Source organism: Shewanella mangrovisoli (assembly GCF_019457635.1).
Taxonomy (GTDB): domain Bacteria; phylum Pseudomonadota; class Gammaproteobacteria; order Enterobacterales; family Shewanellaceae; genus Shewanella; species Shewanella mangrovisoli.
In genome coordinates, this window is the sequence record NZ_CP080412.1 from 1,127,516 (window position 1) to 1,146,498 (window position 18,983).

Consider the following 18,983-nt stretch of genomic DNA (forward strand, 5'->3'; position numbering starts at 1 on the left):
GTAAAATGCGCGCGACCAGCGTGATTGCGATCGCATTTCTGTGATAAATCTGCGCTAGCTCAATGCAGTAGGTTTTGTTTAAAACCTCAGTATTTAGCAGGAACGCGGCGCATTGTCTTTCCTTCAAAACGTAGTGCTTGTGGATATGATTACAATTAAGAAAGGATTGGAACTGCCTATAGCAGGCGGACCAGAGCAAGTTATCCATAATGGCCCAGCCATTAAACATGTAGCTACTTTGGGTGAAGAGTATATTGGCTTACGTCCAACGATGAAGATCAAAGTGGGCGACAAAGTTCAAAAAGGTCAGGTGATTTTCGAAGATAAGAAAAATCCTGGCGTAAAATATACGGCTTTAGCCAGTGGTACTATATTAGACATTAACCGGGGCGCCCAGCGTGTGCTGCAGTCTGTTGTTATTCAAGTAGAAGGGAACGAAAGCGTTGCCTTTGCTAAGTATGACGCCACTGCTCTCGATACGCTAGACTCGCAACTGGTCCGTGACAACCTGATCGAATCAGGCTTATGGACTGCATTGCGTACACGTCCTTTCAGCAAAGTGCCTGCCGTAGATTCTTCTGCCGCTGGTATTTTCGTCACCGCGATTGATACGCAACCCCATGCCGCCGATCCTGTTGTAGTGATCCGTGAGCATAAAGAAGATTTTGCTAATGGTCTTAAGGTCTTAGCAAGACTTACCGAAGGTAAAGTTTACCTTTGTAAAGCGCCTGGCGCCGATATTCCTGCCGCTAATGCCCAAGTTGAAGAATTTGCCGGTGTTCACCCAGCGGGTCTTGTTGGTACTCATATCCATTTCCTACTTCCAGCTTCTGCAAAACGTACTGTTTGGCATGTCGGTTACCAAGATGTAATAGCCATTGGTCAGCTATTTACTACTGGTCAACTGAATACCGAACGTGTGATCGCAATTGCCGGTCCTAAAGCGGCTAAGCCACGTCTGGTTCGCACTGTTTTAGGTGCAAGCATGACTGAACTGACCGCGGGCGAAACCTTAGACGGTAACGTACGTGTTGTTTCAGGCTCTGTGCTGAATGGCCGTACAGCTGTAGGTCCTCAAGGATATTTAGGTCGTTACCACGCGCAGGTGAGTCTGTTAGAAGAAGGCACTGAAAAAGAATTCTTTGGTTGGGTGTTACCAGGCTCAAACAAATACTCTATTACCCGTGCATTCCTTGGCCACTTAAGCGCTTCTCGTCTGTTCAACATGACAACGAGCACTGGTGGTTCAGACCGCGCTATGGTGCCAATCGGCAACTACGAGCGTGTAATGCCATTGGATATTCTTCCTACTATGTTGCTGCGTGACCTGATCTCAGGTGACTTTGACGGTGCTGCCACTTTAGGCGCGTTAGAGTTGGATGAAGAAGATCTCGCACTGTGTACGTTCGTATGTCCAGGCAAATATGACTACGGTTCATATCTGCGTGACTGTTTAGATACGATCGAGAGGGAAGGCTAATGAGCTTGAAAGATTTTTTCGAACGTATTGAACCCGACTTTGAAAAAGGCGGTAAATACGAAAAGTTTTATGCCCTGTTCGAAGCGGCATACACCATTTTTTATACGCCAGGTAAAGTGAACAAGGGCAAAACCCACGTTCGCGATAACATCGACCTGAAGCGTATGATGATCACGGTTTGGGCCTGTGCCTTCCCAGCGATGTTCGTGGGTATGTACAACGTCGGTCTGCAAGCTCAACTTGCGTTAATCGCGGGTTTTGCAACGCCTGACGTATGGCAAGTGAGCCTGTTCGGCATGTTCGGTACCGAACTGACCGCCAACTCTGGCTGGCCAGCACTGATGTGGTATGGCGCCTGTTTCTTCCTACCTATCTACGCGGTGACTTTCGCCGTCGGTGGTATTTGGGAAGTGCTGTTTGCCGCTATCCGTGGCCACGAAGTTAACGAAGGTTTCTTCGTTACCTCTATCCTGTTCGCATTAACACTGCCTGCAACTATCCCATTGTGGATGGTGGCCTTAGGTATCACCTTCGGTGTGGTTGTGGCTAAAGAAGTGTTCGGTGGTACGGGTCGTAACTTCTTAAACCCAGCATTAGCTGGTCGTGCCTTCCTGTTCTTCGCTTACCCACTGAACATGTCTGGTGACACTTCATGGGTTGTGGCTGACGGTTACTCTGGTGCAACGGCTCTGAGCCAAGCGGCAGCGGGTACCTTAGATTACACATTCAACCAAAACTGGTGGGATGCGTTCTTCGGTTTCATTCCAGGCTCTGTGGGTGAAGTATCGACTCTGGCGATTCTGTTAGGTGGTCTGGTTATCATCTATACCCGTATCGCTTCATGGCGCATCGTTGGCGGCGTGATGGTCGGTATGATTGCTATCTCTACACTGTTAAATGTGATCGGTAGCGACACTAACCCAATGTTTGCAATGCCTTGGTACTGGCACTTAGTGTTAGGTGGTTTTGCATTTGGCATGATGTTTATGGCGACTGACCCAGTGTCTGCGTCATTCACTAACCAAGCTAAATGGGCATACGGTATCTTGATTGGTGCAATGGCTGTGTTTATCCGCGTGATTAACCCTGCATTCCCAGAAGGCATGATGTTAGCAATTCTGTTTGCTAACTTGTTCGCGCCATTGTTCGACCACTTCGTGGTTCAGGCAAATATCAAGCGGAGGATTGCTCGTGGCTAGTAATAAAGATTCGTTCGGCAGAACGTTATTTATCGTCGTTGGCTTATGTCTAATTTGTGCGATATTCGTGTCGACTGCGGCAGTATTACTGCGCCCAACTCAAGCAGAAAACAAGCTGCTTGATAAGCAAAAGTACATCCTCGAAGCTGCGGGTCTGATTGACACGAAAGCGGGCAAAGTAACCAAAGCTCAAATTTTGGATACTTACAGTAAGCACATCGAAGCTAAGTTAGTTAACTTAAAAACCGGTGATTGGGTTGAAGGTGTTGATGCCAACACATTCGATCAACGCAAAGCGTCTCGCGATGTGAAGACCTCTTTTGTACCTGAAAACGACATCGCTTCGGTTAAGCGTGTTGCTGAAGATGCAGTGGTTTATTTAGTTCGCGACGAGCAAGGTAAGTTAACCAGCGTGATCCTGCCAGTTCATGGTTATGGCTTGTGGTCGACTATGTATGCTTTCCTCGCGTTAGATGCTGATCTGAACACGATTCAAAGCTTAGTGTACTACGAGCAAGGCGAAACCCCAGGTCTTGGTGGTGAAGTTCAAAACGCTCAGTGGAAAGCTAAATGGCACGGTAAAAAGTTATTTGATGAGCAAGGTAACATTGCTATCAGCGTAACTAAAAACCCAGCTGTGGCTAGTACTGAATACGGTGTGGATGCATTATCCGGCGCGACTCTGACCAGTAACGGTGTTCAACACTCTCTGACATTCTGGTTAGGTAAAGAAGGTTTTGCGAGTTTCATTGAAAAAGCACGCAATGGAGGTCTCAGCTAATGTCTGACGCTAAAGAACTGAAACAGGTTCTGACTGGACCTATCGTCAACAACAACCCGATTGCATTACAAGTACTTGGTGTATGTAGTGCGTTAGCGGTAACGAGCAAACTCGAAACTGCACTGGTAATGGCGTTGGCATTAACTGCGGTAACAGCGTTTTCTAACCTGTTTATCTCAATGATCCGTAACCATATTCCTAGCAGCGTACGTATTATCGTACAGATGACCATTATTGCCTCTTTGGTAATCGTGGTTGACCAATTGCTGCAGGCTTATGCTTATCAGATTTCTAAGCAGTTATCGGTATTCGTGGGCCTTATCATTACGAACTGTATCGTAATGGGTCGCGCTGAAGCCTATGCGATGAAAACACCGCCAATGATGAGCTTTATGGATGGTATCGGTAACGGTTTAGGTTACGGTGCGATTCTGTTAGCCGTTGGCTTCGTGCGTGAACTGTTTGGTAACGGTTCTCTGTTCGGTGTTCAAATCCTGCACAAGATCTCTGAAGGTGGCTGGTATCAACCAAACGGTCTGTTATTACTGCCGCCAAGTGCGTTCTTCCTGATCGGTATTCTGATTTGGATTATTCGTACCTATAAGCCAGAGCAAGTTGAAGCAAAAGGGTAATTTGAGATGGAACATTATATTAGCCTGTTAATTCGCTCTGTTTTCATTGAAAACATGGCACTGGCCTTCTTCTTAGGTATGTGTACTTTCTTAGCAGTATCGAAGAAAGTGACTACTGCGATGGGCCTAGGGATTGCGGTAGTTGTAGTGTTAACTATCTCTGTTCCTGCTAACCAAGTTATTTACCAAGGGCTGTTAGCACCTGGCGCACTGGCTTGGGCTGGTGCACCTGAAGCTGACCTAAGCTTCTTGAAATTCATTACCTTTATCGGTGTGATTGCGGCTTTAGTTCAAATTCTGGAAATGGCACTGGATAAGTACTTTCCTCCTTTGTACAACGCGTTAGGTATCTTCTTACCTCTGATCACTGTGAACTGTGCGATTTTCGGTGCGGTATCATTCATGGTTGAGCGTGACTACAAGCTGGGCGAAAGTGTGGTGTTTGGTTTCGGCTCTGGAGTAGGTTGGGCATTAGCTATCGTATTGATGGCCGGTATCCGTGAGAAGCTGAAGTATGCCGATGTGCCGAATGGCCTGCGTGGTTTAGGTATTACCTTTATTACCGCTGGTTTAATGGCCTTAGGTTTCATGTCGTTTTCTGGTGTGTCTCTGTAAGAGACACCAAACGGCTTCTTGAATTGGACCTTCTAAGGATAAGTTAATGGATATTCTTGGTATTTTTAAATCTACTCCGCTCGAGGTTTACCTCGGTGTGAGTATGTTTACTGCTATCGTCCTCGTCTTAGTGTTAGTGATTTTATTCGCTAAATCTAAGCTAGTGTCTAGCGGTGACATCACGATCGGCATCAACGACGATCCTGAAAAAGCGATTACAACCGGTGCCGGTGGCAAGCTGTTAGGCGTGCTAGCGAACAGCGGTATCTTCGTATCGAGCGCCTGTGGTGGCGGTGGTTCTTGTGGCCAATGTCGCGTAGTGGTGAAGTCTGGCGGCGGTGATATTCTGCCAACAGAATTAGATCACATCAGCAAGGGTGACGCCCGTAAAGGTTGTCGTCTGTCTTGCCAGGTGAACGTTAAGAACGACATGGAAATCGAGCTTGACGAAGAAATCTTCGGTATTAAGAAGTGGGAATGTACTGTTATCTCTAACGATAACAAGGCGACCTTCATTAAAGAACTTAAGCTGCAAATCCCTGATGGTGAATCTGTTCCGTTCCGTGCGGGTGGTTACATCCAGATCGAAGCGCCTGCACACCATGTTAAATATGCTGATTTCGACGTACCAGCAAAATACCGTGGTGACTGGGAACACTTTGGCTTCTTCAAGTTAGAATCTAAAGTTGACGAAGAAACGATCCGTGCTTACTCAATGGCTAACTACCCAGAAGAGTTTGGCATCATCATGTTGAACGTGCGTATCGCGACGCCACCTCCACGTAACTTGAGCTTACCATGCGGTAAGATGTCATCTTACATTTGGAGCCTGAAGGCTGGCGATAAAGTCACGATTTCTGGCCCATTCGGTGAATTCTTCGCGAAAGATACCGATGCAGAAATGGTGTTTATCGGTGGTGGTGCGGGTATGGCACCAATGCGTTCACACATTTTCGACCAACTGAAGCGTCTGAAGTCTAAGCGTAAGATGAGCTTCTGGTACGGTGCACGTTCTAAGCGTGAAATGTTCTACGTGGAAGACTTTGACGGCCTAGCGGCTGAAAACGACAACTTCGTATGGCATGTGGCCCTGTCTGATCCTCAACCTGAGGACAACTGGGATGGTTATACAGGTTTCATCCATAACGTATTGTATGAAAACTACCTGAAAGACCATGAAGCGCCAGAAGATTGTGAGTTCTACATGTGTGGACCTCCAATGATGAACGCAGCCGTAATCGGTATGTTGAAAAATCTTGGTGTCGAAGACGAAAACATCCTGTTGGATGACTTCGGCGGCTAATGTGAATTAGCCCAAGGTGAGAAGAGTTGCAGATGTGGAGTAAAGCTCTCATCTGCAACTTTTGCATTAAAGGGCATCCAAAAGAGTTGTTAGTCACTATGTTTAAAACCCTAGCGTTAAAAACTCCCGTGTTAAAAACCTCAGTGTTAAAGCATTCAGTGAGCTGGCTGGTCCTTGTAGGTCTAGCCTTTTTTATTTCAGCCTGTAGCAAACAGGATGAGGTTATCTCCCTCGCAGGCAGCACAATGGGCACGACCTACCACATTAAAGTGGTTCCCAATGAGCAAATGCCGACGGCCCAATTACTGCAGGCCGAGATTGACTTAGCCTTAGAGCTGGTCAATAACCAGATGTCGACCTATCGACCCAATTCAGAATTGTCTCGTTTCAACCAGTTACCGCTCGAGCAGAGTGTAGAAGTCTCTCCTGATACCATCAAAGTGGTTAAAGAAGGCATGCGTTTGTATAACGTGACAGACAAAGCCTTAGACATTACCTTGGGGCCGCTGGTGAACCTATGGGGATTTGGTCCCGATAAGCGCCCAACCAAAGTGCCGACTCAAGCTGATATCGATGCGGCTAAAGCCAAAACCGGTATCAGTGAGCTTTCTATCGAAGGTAATCGCTTAAGCAAACACAATGCGCATTTATATGTGGACCTGTCTTCAATCGCTAAAGGTTTTGGCGTGGATAAAGTGGCCTCGATTTTAGATAAGTACCATGCAAGCGGTTACTTAGTCGAAATTGGCGGCGAGCTGAGCATTAAGGGCACGAAAGGTGATGGTAGTTCGTGGCGCGTCGCGATAGAGAAACCGACCGACGATGGCATGGCGGTGCAACAGGTGATTGAGCCTGGCACTATGGCGATGGCAACGTCTGGGGATTATCGTAATTATTATGAGGAAGAAGGTCAGCGCTTTACTCATATAATTGATCCACGTACCGGTTTGCCTATTAATCATAAGCTAGCATCTGTGACCGTTTTGCATAAAGAATGTATGACGGCCGATGGTTTTGCGACGGCGATGATGGTTTTAGGTACAGAAGCGTCATTGGAGCTTGCCAAGAAAGAACACTTGGCGATAATGCTAATAGAAAAGCAAGGCGAAGGGTTTAAAGTCTACTACAGTGACGCCTTCAAGCCTTTCCTTAAGTAGTTGGAGTTAACATGAGCACTTTTATCGCGGCATTTGTGATTTTATTACTGTTCTTTTTGCTTATGTCGATAGGTTATCTCATCAAGCGCAAAGCCGTTGAAGGAAGCTGTGGCGGTTTAGGTGTATTAGGGATTGAAAAAGCCTGCGATTGTGATGATCCCTGCGACAAGCGTAAGCGTCGTATGGCCGCAGAAGAAGCGCGCCGTGAGAAGTTAACGAAAGACAGGATCATTTAATTATCCGCTTCAACTGAAATAGCCTCCTCTGGAGGCTATTTTTTTGCCTCGGTTTTAGCATTGGCAAAATTAATCCTTGATATATGAGGAGGATAGCGGGCTAATCTAAGCGATAATGAGAATGCTTTTTATCTTTAAGTTTGTGAAAAATAAAGAAAATTTGAGTTGGCTTTAAAACTGTACTAGGCTAGAAGCTTGATTTAGATCAATCTTTCACTCATATCAAGGATAGTTACTTATGAAAGGTCATCCTAAAGTGGTGGGACAACTCAATCGGGTACTTACCTGTGAGTTAACGGCCATTAATCAATATTTTCTCCACGCCAGAATGTTCAAACATTGGGGCCTCGAGAAGCTAAATCACGTCGAATACAAGAAATCCATCCAAGATATGAAGCACGCCGATAAGATCATCGAGCGGGTATTATTTTTAGAGGGATTACCGAATCTGCAACAGCTCGAAAAACTGCGTATTGGCGAGCACACCCAAGAGATGCTTGATTGCGATTTAGCCATGGTGCAGGAGCAACTCACTCTGTTACGGGATGCCATTAGCCTTTGCGAAGCCGAGCAGGATTATGTGAGTCGCGATCTGCTCGAAGATATCCTTGAAGATGAAGAAGAGCACTTAGATTGGCTCGAATCGCAGCAGGAGCTGATTAGCTTAACCGGCATTCAAAACTATCTTCAATCGCAAATTAGTGAGTCATAGGAGCTGAATATGAAAGGTGATAAAGAAGTCATCGACGCGTTGAATCGACTCCTAACGGGAGAGTTATCGGCGATGGATCAGTATTTTGTGCATGCCCATATGTACGAAGACTGGGGTCTGAACGAACTCTATGAACGTATTGCCCATGAGTCGGATGATGAAAAGCACCATGCGGCCAAGCTGGTACAGCGTATTTTATTCTTCGAAGGCGTGCCGAATGTAGCTGCGCGGGAAGCGCTCAATATCGGCGCAAACGTTGAAGAGATGCTGCGTAACGATTTGGCCTATGAGTACAAGGTGGCCGATGATTTGCGCAAGGTGATTGCCCTGTGTGAATCGAAGAAAGATTACCAAACCCGTGAGATCTTAGAAGTCTTACTCGACGATACCGAATCTGACCATATGTATTGGTTAGAAAAACAACTCGGTTTAATTGACCGTATCGGTTTAGCGAATTACCTACAAACGAAGATGTAATAGCGCCCGGTTGTGCGGCTCAAGCGCCAAGGCCAGTCACGAAATGGCTGGCCTTTGTTTTTTTATTTCGAGTATTTAGTCTAACACTCTGTAAAATATTGCTTATGTAATCTGATGTTCTGAGTGTCATTTAATTTTTAGTGATTCCTGTTATTGGATTAATGTCTATTCTTTACAAATACTTGTTTACGTTTTTTCTCACATTTTCATCTGTTGTTGACTGGTAAAAATTGTTACCGTGTGAAACTGTTTTTGCATGATTTTTTGTTAAGTGGTTGGTCAGCCAGACGGGAAGATGAATGAGATATATAAAACGTTCTCTAAGTTTGCAGTTAGTGGTCACTATCGTCGGTGCCCTTGCTGTACTTCTTACTTTAGTTGCCGCTTTGCTCGTGAATAAAGAAAGTAATAACACACGTAAGCAAGTGGACGCGGACATTTCGGCACTTGTTGCCTTAAAGGCCAATGAGATAGGTGGTTATTTTGTGGCTAAGGGACAAGTGATCCACTCGGTATTTGCCGAGCCTGGGCTTATCAACTGGTTTAGCCAATACCATGCCCGTGGCAGTAACTTAGCCAATGATCAGCAGTACCAAGATATTATTCGTTATTTCCGCTCGTTTTCCGACCGTGATACCGATGTGAAGTCAGTGTTTTTCGGCTCGGCAAATACCTTCGAATATTTCGACCTCAATGGTCGTTTCGATGGCGATCCAAACTATTACACCAATAAACGTCCTTGGTGGCAGGAGGCCATTGATCAGCGTGGCCTATTTGTGGGCGATCCTGCGGTCGATGCCAACGATGGCTCGATTTCGGCCACAGTTAAAACCCCAGTCTATGGTGCCAATGGTGAGCTGATTGGGATTGGTGGTATGGATATTCTCATCGATACCATTGGTAAAACCCTGTTAGCGCCAATCAAATACCGTAACTATGGTCAAGCCTTCCTGATGACGGATGAAGGTAAGCTGGTTTATTTCCCCGGATTCTCGGATAAGTTCCCGCCGGGCTCACTTGCGAATCAAATCGATAGCCAGTTTAAGAACACCTCAGGCTTTACCGCCTTAAGACAGCAAATGCAGCGCGAAGCGCAGGGCTTTGCCGAAGTCACCTTTAACGGTGTGCCGCAGCGGGTAACCTTTGTGTCTGTGGGCGGTGATTATCCTAAGCAGAAATGGCACTTAGCCTTTATGTTGCCCCATGAGGTGATTGAAGCGCCTGTAACCGAAGCCTTTTGGAATGCCTGTTTTGTTGCCTTGGGGATTATGCTCTTAGTCGGCATCACAGTATGGTTGATGTTATTGCCCTTTAGACGCCAGCTCAGCAAGTTACTCGATGCGATGGAAGACATTGCCGAGGGTGATAGCGATTTATCCCAACGCATTCTCATGGAACGGGAAGATGAGTTAGGCAAGCTGGGTGATGCCTTCAACCGCTTTGCCGAAAAGGTGCAGCAGATGTTACTGCATACCCGTAACTTAACTCAAGAGGTCGGCACTGGGGTGATGGATGCACGCCAAGTGTGTGATTTAGCGGTATCTTCGGTGTCATCGCAGAAACAACAAATCGACTCAGTGGCCACGGCCGCCACCCAAATGGCACAGACGAGCCAAGAAATGGCGATAAGCGCTCAACGGGCCAATGATTTTGCCGAAAAGGCACAAACTCAAGCCCATGACGGCACCCAAATCGTGTCGCGTGCGACCGAAGGCATGAAGGCATTATCGGTTCAAGTGATTGAAGCGGCTAAAGTCATCAAGGAGTTACGTAGTAGCTCAGAGCAAATTGGCGAAGTGTTAAGCGTGATCCGCAACATTGCCGACCAAACCAACTTGCTGGCGCTCAATGCGGCCATCGAGGCGGCGCGGGCGGGTGAGCAGGGACGAGGTTTTGCCGTGGTGGCCGATGAAGTGCGTACTCTCGCATCCCGTACCCAAGATTCTACCGCCAACATTCAAGGAATTATCCAAACCCTGCAACAGAGCGCGCTACAAGCCGAGCAGGTGATGGAGTCTGGGGTTGAGCAGGCAAGAGTCGGGCAAGACCTGACCACGCAAGTCGAGCAAGCCTTAAGTGATATCGCCAGTGCGATTGTGTCGATTCAGCAGCAAACGGTGGAAATTACCGTTGCGATTGGCCAGCAGGCCGTTGTGGCTGAAGAGGTGGCACAAAACGTTGTTAGCGTGCGTGGTCTGTCCGATCAGTCTTTGCTCTCAAGCCAAGATTTATCCCAAAGTTTGCAAGGGTTTGAGCAAGCTACTCATGAACTGACCCGCAACATTGGGCAATTTAAGATTTAATTCAAATAGTTGTAAACAAAGGGAGCCTTAGGGCTCCCTTTGTTTTTTTGAGCGCTTACAATCCAAGCGCAAACCGCACCGCCGCAAATTGATAAGTGATACTTGATTACTGTTTTTATATACAGTATTTTGAGTGTCGGAGGAATGCAAGGTGCGAAAAATCATTCATATCGATATGGATTGCTATTTTGCTGCGGTGGAAATGCGGGATTTTCCCGAATACCGCGGTAAGCCTTTGGCCGTCGGCGGCAGTCGGGTGCAGCGTGGCGTCATCAGCACTTGTAATTATGAGGCGCGCAAATTTGGTGTGCGTTCTGCCATGGCGACGGGCTACGCATTGAAATTGTGTCCCGATCTTATCCTCGTTCCCGGTCGTATGCAGGTTTATAAAGAGGTGTCGCAGCAAATTCGCGCCATTTTCTCCCGATACACAGAGTTAATCGAACCGCTTTCCCTTGATGAAGCCTATTTAGATGTCAGCGATTGTAAGCTGTTTAAGGGCTCTGCCACTTTAATCGCCGAGGCGATTCGCCGTGATATTTTGGCCGAAACTGGGCTGACGGCATCGGCGGGCGTGGCACCGATTAAATTTCTCGCCAAGGTTGCCTCTGATTTAAATAAGCCCAATGGGCAATGTGTTATCCCACCCGATGAGGTCCCCGAGTTCGTTAAAAGCTTATCCCTGCGAAAAATTCCCGGAGTGGGTAAAGTGACCGCTGAAAAACTGTCTTCGCTAGGCTTAAATACCTGCGCCGATGTGCAGGCTTATCCTAAGCAAGAGTTGATTGCCCGTTTTGGTAAGTTTGGCGCCGTGTTAGTCGAGCGGGCCCATGGCATCGATGATCGTGGGATTTCGGTAAGCCGCGAGCGCAAATCTGTAGGCGTTGAGACCACTCTCGCTCAGGATATTTACACACTGGAGCAGTGCCAGCAGGTGATGCCGGGATTAATTCAAGAGTTGTCCAGCCGTTTAGGGCGAAGTGCTAAGGGGAGGCAAATCCATAAGCAAGTGGTTAAACTCAAGTTTAATGATTTTAAACAGACCACAATCGAGCATCGCAGTGACGAGGTCTCCGTGGTGATGTTCTATGAGCTACTGAGCCAAGCAATGGCTAGGCAAGAGGGACGTGGAATTCGGTTACTCGGGGTTTCTGTTGGCCTCGCTGAGAGTAAAGACACGCTTTCGCCGCTTATGGTACGCGAGACTAAGCAGTTGGATTTTGTGTTTTAGTGTCAATTTAATCTGGGCGGATCTGGCTCAGCACTAATCTAACCTAGCTAAGCTTAGCTAAGTTATGTAAGTTAGCGCGACAATTAGCCTTACGCAGTGCGTAAATAGAAGCAACAAAAAGGCCGCATGGGTAAACCCTCTGCGGCCTTTAATTAAAGTCAGCTTAGCGACTATTCACCTGAAGTGATTATTCACCTTTAGCGGGAATGCGCTCTAGCACGGCTAATAGCAGATCCCAGTATTGACCAACTGTGGTGATATTGACCATTTCATCTGGGCCATGTGGATAACGGATGGTAGGGCCAATCGACACCATGTCCATTTCTGGATAAGGCTTCTTGAACAGACCACATTCAAGACCCGCGTGGATCACCATGATAACCGGTTCTTTAAGGTAGATAGACTCGTAGGTCTCACGCACAATCGCCATTACGGGTGAGCTGTTATCAGGCTTCCAACCTGGGTAAGCGCCACTGAATTCAATTTCAGCTCCCGCGAGGTTGGTTAGCGCATTGAGCATGCCTTCAACCTGAGTGCGGCCTGAATCGATGAGCGAGCGAATTAAGCACAGAATGCTAACTTCTTCATCGTTAGTGCTGATCACGCCTACGTTGAGTGAGGTTTCAGTCACGCCCGCGACTTCATCGCTCATACGCATCACGCCATTAGGGCATACATGCAGCAGGTCGATCAGGGTGTTTTGGCTGTTTTCACTCATCACGCGTTTTGGTGTCGGGATTTCGCTCAACACTAAACGCATGTCTGGGTCGGCAATGGCCAGCTCTGCGCGGACTAAGGCTTCAAAAGCACGCACTTTTTCATTCAGTGCATCGACATTTTCAGCGGGTAACATAAAGCTGATATTGGCTTCGCGTGGGATGGCATTACGCAGTGAACCACCGGTAAATTGGGTTAATTCCAGTGCTAATTCATCCGCATTTTCAAACAGGAAGCGCGCGAGAAGCTTGTTGGCGTTACCGCGACCTAAATGGATGTTAACCCCAGAGTGACCGCCTTTTAAGCCCGATAAATGCAGGCTAAATGATGCGTAACTTTGCTCCGACGCTTGCCATACCATAGGCAGAGTGATCTGGGCATCGACACCGCCAGCACAACCCATGTAGATCTCACCTTCTTGCTCTGAGTCGGTGTTGATCAGGATCTCAGCATCCAGCATACCCGCTTGCAGGCCGAAGGCGCCTGTCATGCCCGCTTCTTCATCAATCGTGAGCAGCACTTCCAGTGGGCCGTGTTTGATATCGTTGCTACCTAAAATCGCTAAGGCGGATGCCATGCCAATACCATTGTCGGCGCCTAAGGTAGTGCCCTTGGCTTTTACCCAGTCACCGTCAACATAGGCTTCGATAGGATCTTTGGTAAAGTCATGCACTTTGTCGGCATTCTTTTGCGGCACCATATCGATGTGGGCTTGGATCACGACGATTTTGCGATCTTCCATTCCCGACGTTGCGGGTTTGCGAATGATTAAATTGCCGACCGCATCTTCTACTACATCGAGCTGTTTACTCTTAGCCCAGGCTTGGATGTGTTGGCTGAGTGCTTGTTCATGTTTGGAAGGGTGGGGAATTGCACAGATTTGTTCGAACCATTGCCATAAAGGCTGTGGGTATAACTGACTTAACGCTGTCACAGGAGGTCCCTCATCAGGTCTTGTGGGTATAGGGCAAATTTGGCTTGATCCTACCACATTCTGCTCGGCCGATTAATCTTCTCGATAAGCCTCTGTGTGCTTGTGGCAGCGAAAGTTGCCACCCTCGGTCTTTTCGATGGGGACAAAGGGATTTTTTGATTGGTAATTAAGCGTTATAGCGGGAATAATGCAGGCACAATAATGAAAAAGGATGGGTCATGTTTCAAGTTAACTTTGTTGATGTACAAGCAGAAAATGCCATTTTTGATGGTGAAGGTTGGGATGCGGTTGTGGTGGTCACTCCGGATCTCGTTTCTATCGGAATTGATGAGATCAGTTTATTGGCCGAGCATGGCGCTAAGGTCGATAAGCGTGTCGGTAAGAGCCCGACATTACTGTTTGCCCCCGGTTTAGCTGGTGGCCGTTTAATCATAGCGCCCGTCACTCAAGTGGCTGATGATTATGCCGATGTGCGTATTTATGGCGATGCGGCAAGAGCCGCGATTGCTATCGCTAAAGACGCGGGCGCTAAGCGTCCTCTACTGTATGTTGTGCCTTCTACCACGCCTAAGTTTGGTTTTGCGAGTGAGGTTGCGGCGCTCGCCTGCGGCCAAGAATTATGGCAAACCTTAGAATTGCGCGAGACAACGGGCTTAACGCCTGCCTTTGAAGCCATAGGGTTGTTGTCTTTATCAGCTGAAAAGAGCTCCTTGCTCAACGCATTAGAAGCTGGCCGTGTGTTGGCTCGGGATTTATGTGGCACTGAACCTGAGCGTATGTCGGCTAAGGCTTTTGCCGAATATTGTTTGCAAGCCTTTAAAGGCAGCGTGATCAAAACCGCAGTGGTGGAAGATAGGGATATTCTCGAGCGAGATTATCCACTGTTAAGTGCGGTGGCACGTTCTTCCTTTGCCGTTGGCCGGCATCAACCGCGGGTGGTGAAACTCGAATATCTGCCTGAGGGTGAGATTACTCGTACCTTCTTATTTGCTGGCAAAGGCGTGGTTTACGATACGGGCGGTGCCGATCTGAAAGTGGGCGGCGCAATGGCCGGCATGAGTCGCGATAAAGGCGGCGCCTCTGCCGTGGCGGGGTTATTTAAAACCTTGTCAATGCTCAAGCCTAAAGGGATCCGGGTGATCGCCGAACTGGGCTTAGTGCGTAATAGCATTGGCAGCGAAGCCTTTGTCACCGATGAAATTATCACTAGCCATGCGGGCGTACGGGTACGAATTGGTAATACGGATGCGGAAGGGCGCTTAGTATTGGCAGACCTGTTAAGTCATCTGCGTATTAAAGCGGTCTCGGCGATGCAACCAGAGCTGTTCTCAGTCGCAACGCTGACGGGCCATGTGGTGCGTTGCTATGGTAATTATCCTGCTGCGGTTGAAAATGCGGTCGCCAGTGGCGCCCAGTGTGCGCAGACACTCGCGTTACAGGCAAGCCAATGGGGCGAACCCTTTGAGGTTTCTACATTACGTCGTGAGGACTTTGCCAAGATCCGCGAAGTGTCGGGGGCGGCCGATATTTTATCTTCTAACAATGCGCCATCTTCGGTGACGGCCCGTGGGCATCAATATCCTGCAGCGTTTCTGCTCAAGGCTTCGGGATTGTTTGAACATGGTGTTAACGCCGCAATTCCTTTAGCTTACACACACTTAGATATTGCCGGCAGTGCCACTGAGGGCGATCCGCTATATGGTAAACCCACAGCGAGTCCCTTAGTCGGTCTGTATCAATATCTGATCAATCGTTAACAATTTTACGTAATAAATAGAAATAATTCTGTAATATCTTACTTATTAGGTGGTTACAGGATTATTTCTGTTTTTATGTGACGCAGGTCGCCAAGATTTTTGATGGTTTTACGTAATTAAATTACATTAAAAAGCCTTAATTAAAAAAAATACAAATAAAGCTTGTAATAAAACTACGAAAACATATAATGGTTTTCGTGGACAGGGCAATGCGCCCATCCCCTCTAGTCTATCCAGGATGGATATCCTTCTCCAAGGACCCGAGTGACAAGTCGTCTCAACGGATTTGAGAATCTCTAGTTCCAAGGAACCGAGCCAAGCTTTACTAGAGTACTTAATCTCAACTTTACTTAGGAGTAATTGACTATGTCTTATACAGGCAAGAATCACTTTGTTTGGCAAAACACTTGGATTAACTCAGATGTTTTGCGTGGCGGTTTATTCGCTATGAGCTTTAAGGGCTAACTATCCCTTTAAACCTAGTTTCCATCATCCATCAACCTTTGTATCGCCTTTTTGGCGTGTTTAGACTCAAGTAGCATATCGGTGTTTTTGAATGGGTATGCCAGGTTTTTCCGCTAGCGCGGTAATGTACTTCCCCGAAAGGGACGCTTGAAATATGTCTTGCCTGCTCATTGAGCAGGCTTTTTTTTACCTGTTTTTCAGCTTAGATAACTGATTTCGCTCATATCCTAGTATCTCGTCAAAAAATTTTTGCCTAATGGCAAAAAATGTCCAGTGTTGATGAGTTTCTTTAATTATTTGTTTTTAAAGCGTAAAACTTTTTTGTGAGTGCAGCTTTTATTTGATACGACTTAAGAATGATAAATTTGTTATATTTATCACATAAAATACAAATGCAAATCGTTCTCAATGGTGTTACCGTATGCGCACCTTAACAAAACTTGCTGAACGACTATGCGTTTTAATCTACTTCCTCTTGCGGCTGCGGTAACACTAGCATTGAATCCTTTGGCGTTGATGGCCGAAGAACAAACCTCTTCTAAAACAGAGACACAAGATCAAAATATCGAAAAAATTACAGTGATGGGTAAATACACTGTGAGTCGAAATATTGATACAGCGACAGGTCTCGGACTCACGTTGCGGGAAACGCCACAGTCGGTCAGCATCATGACGGCGGATCGGATTGAAGATCAGGCGTTAAATACTGTGGTCGACGTGGTGAATAACACTGTGGGCCTGTCTTCTTCAAAAACCGATAACGTGCGTAACGGTTTTTCGGCCCGCGGTTTTACCGTGCAAAACTATCAAATTGATGGTGTGCCTTTATCTTGGAGTTTAGGCGGCGATGCTGGCGAAACGGTATCGGATGTGTCTATCTACGAGCGCGTTGAAGTTGTGCGTGGTGCTACCGGTTTATTAACGGGCGCAGGCGATCCTTCGGCCTCGATTAACTTAGTGCGTAAGCATGCCGACAGCTCAGATCTTAAAGGTTATGTGGATGTCGCAACGGGAAGTTGGGATAAAAAACAAGTCACTGCGGATGTGTCCAATGGTTTGAATGAAGACGGCAGTGTCCGTGGCCGTTTAGTCGCTAAGTATGTGAATAGCGATTCTTACCAAAATCTGTATCAAGACCGTAAAACCATTCTCTATGGTGTTGTCGATAGCGATATCTCCGCCAACACTTTACTGCGTGTCGGTGCTAGCTATAACCACAACGATCCAAAAGGTGCTATGTGGGGCGCGTTGCCCGCTGTCTTTAGTGATGGTTCTGCCACAGATTGGGATACATCGGCCACCACAGCTGCCGATTGGAGCCGCTGGGAAACCAAAAACATCAACTACTTTGCTAACCTAAATCATTACTTCAGCAATGGTTGGCAACTAGTCGCTAACTACAACCGCATGGAATATGAAACCACCACTAAGATGATCTACATGTCGGGTTTACTCGATAAAGACACGGGTGCTGGGCTCAGTGGTCAGCGTTATCACAGCCATGGTGAAAGTAACTCGAATAACTTTGATGTTCAGCTTAAGGGCGACTATGACCTCTTTGGTCAAACCCATGAGTTTGTGACAGGCGCCTTGTATAGTAAGCAAAAGTCCTACGCCGATACCTATGAGCCTATCCGTGACAATATGGCGGGTTGGGACTCCCAAGTGGTCGATAACTTCTACGAATGGCAACAAAATCAGTTTGCCGAGCCTGAATGGTCGACCAATGCGAACCGTCAGCTCAATATGGATACCGAGCAAAAAGGTTTTTATGCGGCGACTCGCCTGACCATCACCGATGATTTCAAACTGATTGCCGGTGGACGTATCTCAAGCTGGAACCGTGAAGGCGTGAGCTATGGTACCGATACTAACTTTGGCGATGATGGCGTGTTTGTACCCTATGTTGGTGCTTTATACGATATCAATGAAGAGCACCGTATTTACGCCAGCTATACCGGGATTTTTAATCCGCAGAATAAACAGGATGCGAGTGGCGATTATCTTGACCCATTAGAGGGGAAAGCATATGAGATTGGTTTAAAAAGTGCGTATTTAGATGACCGTCTGCATACATCGCTAGCATTGTTTAAAATCGAGCAGGATAACTTTGGTAAACAAGATCCGGACTTTGTACCGACTGAAGAGCAAATCGCCAACGGCCAAACGACCGCATACTATGCTATCCAAGGTACGGAAAGTAAGGGCTTCGAGTTAGAAGTTGTTGGGGAGTTTATCGACGGTTGGAATATTTCAGCAGGCTATTCACAATTTAAAGCCGAAGATGCTGAAGGAAATAAGCTGGATACAACCAGTCCACGTAAGCAATTTAAACTCTTTACTACCTATCAATTTGTGGATTTATTACCAGAGTTAACCATTGGTGGTGGAGTGAATTGGCAAAGCGACAGTTATTCTACAGGTGGCAATGTCACTATCACGCAGGATGCCTATTCTTTGGTGAATCTGATGGCGCGCTACGATCTGGCTGAAAATATGGATCTGCAGGTTAACGTAGAGAATTTACTGGATGAGAAATATTACGCCTATATGTCAACCTCTAGTTATTTGCCAGAAGCTTATAGCGTATATCACTACGGTGCGCCACGTAACTTTACCGTTAGCTTTAACTATCGCTTCTAAGCATTTTCCCCGTTGAACTCAAAAAGCCGGCGCCCTTAAGGGCACCGGCTTTTTGCTATCGACTTCACTACGATTTTTGGCGCAGAGGCGACCGAATATGTCTGCATGGGATAAGCATTGTGCTGTTTTGCGATTATTTCGCTTTAAAAACAATGTGCTGTTCATCCTGAACGACGTTTGAATTTTCCCGGTATTAAGATTGGCTTGCTAACCCCTATTTAGCGTGAGCTTTAATGTAAATTAAGCTCGCTGGTTTTTTGTTCTGTTTAGCGATTTCTATCAAGAAAATCTCCATCAATTTTCTGGCCTGACCAGCATAAACTCCCTATAATCCCCAGCGA

At 46.8% G+C, this 18,983-nt stretch carries 15 protein-coding genes; 14 read left to right on the forward strand and 1 reads right to left on the reverse strand.

Translation table 11 applies throughout. The features are described 5' to 3' along the window. Positions 1-145 precede the first annotated feature (145 nt). From K0H60_RS04965 to dinB, 12 genes are all read left to right on the forward strand, one after another. Positions 146-1,480 carry a Na(+)-translocating NADH-quinone reductase subunit A gene (locus tag K0H60_RS04965; RefSeq protein ID WP_011716067.1) on the forward strand — a complete coding sequence of 445 codons (1,335 nt, stop codon included), beginning with the start codon at positions 146-148 and terminating at the stop codon, positions 1,478-1,480. Beyond that, positions 1,480-2,679 (forward strand): NADH:ubiquinone reductase (Na(+)-transporting) subunit B, encoded by a 1,200-nt coding sequence (locus tag K0H60_RS04970; protein ID WP_011716068.1) that lies wholly within the window; start codon positions 1,480-1,482, stop codon positions 2,677-2,679. Before K0H60_RS04965 ends, K0H60_RS04970 begins: the two co-directional genes overlap by 1 nt. Next, entirely contained in the window at positions 2,672-3,460 is a 789-nt protein-coding gene (locus tag K0H60_RS04975) for a Na(+)-translocating NADH-quinone reductase subunit C (RefSeq protein WP_011621732.1), read from the forward strand. Before K0H60_RS04970 ends, K0H60_RS04975 begins: the two co-directional genes overlap by 8 nt. Next, a complete protein-coding gene (locus K0H60_RS04980) occupies positions 3,460-4,092 on the forward strand; it encodes an NADH:ubiquinone reductase (Na(+)-transporting) subunit D (protein WP_011621733.1) in 633 nt (210 codons plus the stop codon). The genes K0H60_RS04975 and K0H60_RS04980 overlap by 1 nt, the downstream gene beginning before the upstream one ends. Positions 4,093-4,098: 6 nt before the next feature. Then, positions 4,099-4,707: an NADH:ubiquinone reductase (Na(+)-transporting) subunit E gene (gene nqrE / locus K0H60_RS04985; protein WP_006080469.1), complete on the forward strand. Its 609-nt coding sequence runs from the start codon at positions 4,099-4,101 to the stop codon at positions 4,705-4,707. Positions 4,708-4,753: 46 nt separating this feature from the next. Beyond that, positions 4,754-6,010, forward strand: a complete 1,257-nt coding sequence (nqrF, locus tag K0H60_RS04990) for an NADH:ubiquinone reductase (Na(+)-transporting) subunit F (RefSeq protein WP_011716070.1) — start codon at positions 4,754-4,756, stop codon at positions 6,008-6,010. A 98-nt stretch (positions 6,011-6,108) separates the two neighbouring features. Beyond that, positions 6,109-7,167 carry an FAD:protein FMN transferase gene (locus K0H60_RS04995; protein WP_088211137.1) on the forward strand — a complete coding sequence of 353 codons (1,059 nt, stop codon included), beginning with the start codon at positions 6,109-6,111 and terminating at the stop codon, positions 7,165-7,167. Between the two features lie 11 nt (positions 7,168-7,178). Continuing rightward, positions 7,179-7,403, forward strand: coding sequence for a (Na+)-NQR maturation NqrM (gene nqrM / locus K0H60_RS05000; RefSeq protein WP_007645837.1), 225 nt, complete (start codon positions 7,179-7,181; stop codon positions 7,401-7,403). Positions 7,404-7,641: 238 nt separating this feature from the next. Then, the gene (bfr, locus tag K0H60_RS05005; protein WP_220057471.1) at positions 7,642-8,115 is read left to right on the forward strand and encodes a bacterioferritin; all 474 of its coding nucleotides are present in this window, start codon (positions 7,642-7,644) and stop codon (positions 8,113-8,115) included. 9 nt (positions 8,116-8,124) lie between these two features. Beyond that, entirely contained in the window at positions 8,125-8,592 is a 468-nt protein-coding gene (gene bfr / locus K0H60_RS05010) for a bacterioferritin (protein ID WP_220057472.1), read from the forward strand. 299 nt (positions 8,593-8,891) lie between these two features. Beyond that, positions 8,892-10,895 carry a methyl-accepting chemotaxis protein gene (locus K0H60_RS05015; RefSeq protein WP_220057473.1) on the forward strand — a complete coding sequence of 668 codons (2,004 nt, stop codon included), beginning with the start codon at positions 8,892-8,894 and terminating at the stop codon, positions 10,893-10,895. Positions 10,896-11,046: 151 nt separating this feature from the next. After that, positions 11,047-12,126 (forward strand): DNA polymerase IV, encoded by a 1,080-nt coding sequence (gene dinB / locus K0H60_RS05020; protein ID WP_089068322.1) that lies wholly within the window; start codon positions 11,047-11,049, stop codon positions 12,124-12,126. 187 nt (positions 12,127-12,313) lie between these two features. Here the strand turns inward: dinB and K0H60_RS05025 are convergent, their stop codons facing one another. After that, positions 12,314-13,777, reverse strand: coding sequence for an aminoacyl-histidine dipeptidase (locus K0H60_RS05025; protein ID WP_220057474.1), 1,464 nt, complete (start codon positions 13,775-13,777; stop codon positions 12,314-12,316). 218 nt (positions 13,778-13,995) lie between these two features. On the opposite strand from K0H60_RS05025, the gene K0H60_RS05030 reads away from it, so the two are divergent. Beyond that, entirely contained in the window at positions 13,996-15,534 is a 1,539-nt protein-coding gene (locus K0H60_RS05030; RefSeq protein WP_220057475.1) for a M17 family metallopeptidase, read from the forward strand. Between the two features lie 918 nt (positions 15,535-16,452). Then, complete coding sequence (locus tag K0H60_RS05035) at positions 16,453-18,642, forward strand: TonB-dependent siderophore receptor (protein ID WP_220057476.1); 2,190 nt, start codon at positions 16,453-16,455, stop codon at positions 18,640-18,642. Positions 18,643-18,983 lie beyond the last annotated feature (341 nt).